Annotated in this window: 4 protein-coding genes and 1 pseudogene; 1 reads left to right on the forward strand and 4 read right to left on the reverse strand. The window is 57.1% G+C overall.

The genetic code is table 11. The annotated features are described in order from the left end of the window. Positions 1–48: 48 nt before the first annotated feature. The 4 genes from MDG893_RS20245 to MDG893_RS20260 form a co-directional block, all read right to left on the reverse strand. The gene (locus MDG893_RS20245) at positions 49–1,251 is read right to left on the reverse strand and encodes an acyl-CoA dehydrogenase family protein (RefSeq protein ID WP_007155718.1); all 1,203 of its coding nucleotides are present in this window, start codon (positions 1,249–1,251) and stop codon (positions 49–51) included. Between the two features lie 24 nt (positions 1,252–1,275). Continuing rightward, complete coding sequence (locus MDG893_RS20250) at positions 1,276–1,716, reverse strand: PaaI family thioesterase (RefSeq protein ID WP_007155719.1); 441 nt, start codon at positions 1,714–1,716, stop codon at positions 1,276–1,278. Further along, the gene (locus MDG893_RS20255; protein ID WP_007155720.1) at positions 1,716–2,510 is read right to left on the reverse strand and encodes an SDR family NAD(P)-dependent oxidoreductase; all 795 of its coding nucleotides are present in this window, start codon (positions 2,508–2,510) and stop codon (positions 1,716–1,718) included. Before MDG893_RS20255 ends, MDG893_RS20250 begins: the two co-directional genes overlap by 1 nt. Before the next feature lie 252 nt (positions 2,511–2,762). Further along, on the reverse strand, positions 2,763–3,503 hold the full coding sequence (locus MDG893_RS20260; RefSeq protein ID WP_040474840.1) for an enoyl-CoA hydratase/isomerase family protein: 741 nt from the start codon (positions 3,501–3,503) through the stop codon (positions 2,763–2,765). A 171-nt stretch (positions 3,504–3,674) separates the two neighbouring features. Between MDG893_RS20260 and MDG893_RS20265 the strand changes: the two are divergent. Next, positions 3,675–4,090 (forward strand): annotated as a pseudogene (locus tag MDG893_RS20265) (TRAP transporter substrate-binding protein DctP); the annotation flags it as partial.

The raw sequence follows: 4,090 nt of genomic DNA on the forward strand, positions 1-4,090 counted from the left end.
GAAGGACACCACCACGGTCGCCCTCCCTCTGATTCAGAGGTTATTGGTTTAGCGGTATTGGCGAAGTTCGATCTTGGCAACAGAATCCAGATGCACCTCATCCGGCCCGTCTGCCAGCCGCAAGGTGCGCACCTTGGCCCAGGCTTCGGCCAGGAAGGTGTCCTGAGACACACCCGCACCACCGTGAACCTGAATCGCCCGGTCCAGCACCTTCAGCGCCATACTCGGCGCGATCACCTTGATCATCGCAATCTCCTGACGAGCCACCTTATTACCAACAGTGTCCATCATGTGCGCTGCTTTCAGGGTCATCAGCCGGGCCTGCTCAATCTCCATACGGCTGCGGGCAATGTCCTTGCGGATGGAATCGAAACTCGACAGCGGCTTACCGAAAGCCTCGCGGGCATTGGCACGCTTGCACATCAGCTCAAGGGCTCGCTCGGCAACCCCGATGGTGCGCATACAATGATGAATACGGCCCGGCCCAAGGCGGCCCTGGGCAATTTCAAAACCACGTCCCTCACCCAGCAGAATGTTGCTCACCGGCACCCGCACATTGTCATACTGAATCTCGGCGTGGCCGTGAGGAGCGTGGTCATAGCCAAACACCGTCAGCGGGCGAATCATCTTCACGCCCGGCGTGTCCAGCGGAACCAGAATCATCGACTGCTGCTTGTGCTTCTCAGCCCCCGGATCAGTCTTGCCCATAACAATGGCAATCTTAGAGGTGGTGGTCATGGCACCGGAGGACCACCACTTGCGACCATTGATCACATACTCATCGCCTTCGCGACGGATTTCACAGGCAATATTGGTGGCATCGGAAGAGGCCACGTCAGGCTCGGTCATGGAGAAGCAGGAGCGGATTTCGCCCTCAAGCAGGGGCTTCAGCCACTTATCCTGCTGCTCTTTGTTGCCGTAGCGGGCGATGGTTTCCATGTTGCCGGTGTCCGGCGCGGAACAGTTGAACACCTCCGGCGCCATGGCCGAGCGCCCCATGACCTCACACAGATGCGCGTATTCGTAATTGGTCAGGCCAGCGCCGAATTCGCTGTCTGGCAAAAACAGATTCCACAGCCCCGCGGCTTTCGCCTTGACCTTCAATTCTTCGACGATCGGTACCGGAGCCCATCGATTTTCTGAATGCTCCACCTGCTCATGGTGCTTGTGCTCATTCGGGTATATGTGGGCGTCCATGAATTCGTGAAGCTGCGCCTGCAGTTTTTTGGCGTTGTCAGACAGCTCAAACATTCCAGTACCTCATTGGTTGAAGGATCAGATTGGCACGCCTTCCGGTTTCTCACTCCCGGAGCGAATGCGGAAGGTGCCTTCGGCGATGGCCAGGAGATTCCCCTTGTCGTCGTGAACCTCTCCGGTGCTGTTGAAAATCCGGGTGCCGCCGGCCCGCCTGCGACCGGTGACCCGGATAGTTCCACCGGAACACTGTCCGGTGAACGTTGTCGTCAGCGACAGGGTAATGGCTTTGCGTATCCTGCCGGGATATGGACAGTAAGTGCCGGCTTCGGCCATTGCGATATCCAGCAGCGACGTCAACACACCGCCATGAATCACTCCGCCCAGGTTGAGATGGCAGGGCTGCAGTTCCAGGCCAATCACCGCTTCGTTCTCTTCCCAGGACAACTGGTGATACCCCAGCAGATTGTGAAATCCAGGCAGGTCCTGACCACCACGAATATGCAGGCTGTCTTCACTCATTACACTTTCATTCCAGGCAGGTTAAGAGAAGCGGTGTTGCCGCCGTCCACGGGCAAAGACTGACCAGTGATGTAGCTGGCATCATCACTGGCCAGGAACAGAATGGCGGCGGCAATTTCTTCTGGCGCACCATAGCGCCGCAATTCGCACCGTGATCCCAGCTTATGGGCTTTCTCATTGGCGCGGGCATAGTCAAAAACAGACTGGGTCATGCCGGTTTCCACCAGCCCCGGGCACACCGCATTCACGCGTACATTGTCGTTACCCAGATCGCAGGCAGCGGTCATGGTGAGGTTAACCACACCAGCCTTGGACGCGCTGTAAGCGTTACCACCGGCACCGGAGCGAAGACCGGCCACCGAAGCGGTATTAACAATCGAGCCCAGCTTGCGGGCCTGCATGTGGGGCGCAACATGCTTTATAAACAGCATGGTGCCAATCAGGTTCACCGCCAGCACCTGTTCCCATTCGCCCCGGTCGTTACCGGTAATATCGGGGTGACCACCACTGGTGCTGGCAATGCCGGCAATGTTGCACAACACGTCAATGCGACCGAAGGTCGAGACAGTTTCGCCTACCAGTGCGCTGACATGTTCCTCATCAGCCACGTCGCCAATGCGACGCAGGGTTTCCGCTCCCTCGGGCATCAGGCCCTCGGTATCCAGCAGGCCCGCTTCGGACATATCCATCATCACCACCTGCGCGCCCTCCCGCGCCAGGCGAACCGCCGTGGCCCTGCCGATGCCACTGCCGGCCCCGGTGACGATGGCTACCCGCTTGTCAAAACGACCCATGCCGATGCTCCTTTTTATAGTTTGTTAGGCCATCGCGAATTCACCTTCTGCTTTAATTTGTCACGCCTTCCGGTTTTGAGTCAACATATTCGAAAGTAAATTTCACTAGATAAAACATTGATGCAGTAATGACGAATAAAATGAAAGGTGCGCAGCACATGCCCGTCTATAAGACTCAGTGGGAAAACTACCGAAGGCACGGCAGCCAGGAAAATTGACGAGAAGGGCAACGAACTGCCCCAAGGTTCTGACCTAGCCCTTACCCATCCGCGCGAGGGCCGCCCGGCAGTCCTCAGACCGTAGTCTGTCGGAAAACACGGCGCGCTCTCTCTCAAGGGCATCGCTTACCGCTTCCCGCCAGGGCGCCTTGATAAGGCGCTTGCTGGCCCGCAGGGCTTCCCTGGGTTTGGTCGTGAGTGCGCTGGCCTGTGCCAATGCTTCGTCCACCGCCAGCCCGTCATCAACCACACGACTGACCAGGCCACATTCCCTGGCTTCCTCGCCGTTGAGGGTGTCACCCATCAACAACAGATCCGCGGTACGCCGGGAACCCAGGTGCAACGGCATGGTCAAGGTAGACGCAGCCTCCGGCACCAGCCCCAGATCCACAAAGGCGGTTTTGAACCGCGTGGAGCGGCCAGCAATGACGGAATCACAATGCAACAACAGGGTAGTACCGATCCCGATGGCCAGTCCTTCCACGGCAGCAATGACAGGCGTATCGCAAACCATCAGGGCTTCGATAAAGGCCAGACCGGCCGAGGGCTTTGGATTCTCGTCCGTCGCACGGGCGCGGAAATCATCGAGATCGTTGCCGGCGGTAAACACACCGCCCTCACCACTGAGCACGATGGCATGTACGCTGGAATCTGCCGCTGCTTTGCTCACACCTTCGGCCAGGGCCCGGTACATATCGCGAGTCAATGCATTTTTCTTGTCTGTCCTGCTGATCACCAGATGGGCCACACCTGGCTGATTTTGGGTGATGATCACGATGAATGCCTCCATGAACTAAACTTTGGTAATGGAATATCGGCCACCATCCTATTGCAAAAAGCAAAGTGTGTGATAGATTCAGATACACGGATTCATTCTGCAGTCACCAGTTCCGCACAGTGAAACCAAAAACAGGACGTCCAACACAATAATGATCGAGGTCCAGCAATGAAGATACTAACCACCGCCAGAAAAACCCTGATTATGGTCGGTTCTGCCCTGACTCTGGGCCTGACCGCCGCACTGGTCAGCGCTCCGGCAGCTGCCGCTGAAGAAAGCTTTACCTGGAAGGTCCAATCCCATTGGCCAGGCTCCAGCAGTTCCTATAAGGACAGTCTAGTTCGTCTCAAGACCATTCTTGAAGAACGCACCGATGGCCGTCTGGAGCTGGAACTTTACGAAGCGGGTTCGCTGTTCAAAGCGAAGGAGATCTTCAACGCTGTCAGCCGGGGCATTCTTGAAATGGGCACCATTTCCCCGGCCTATGCCCAAGACAAAATCACCCTCGCGGGTATTGCCTCGGGCCTGCCATTTGCCTTCCGCAATGTCTGGGAAGCCGCCTATTTCCACCAGGGCCTCGGTTT

Origin of the sequence: Marinobacter algicola DG893 (assembly GCF_000170835.1) — a bacterium.
Lineage (GTDB): Bacteria > Pseudomonadota > Gammaproteobacteria > Pseudomonadales > Oleiphilaceae > Marinobacter > Marinobacter algicola.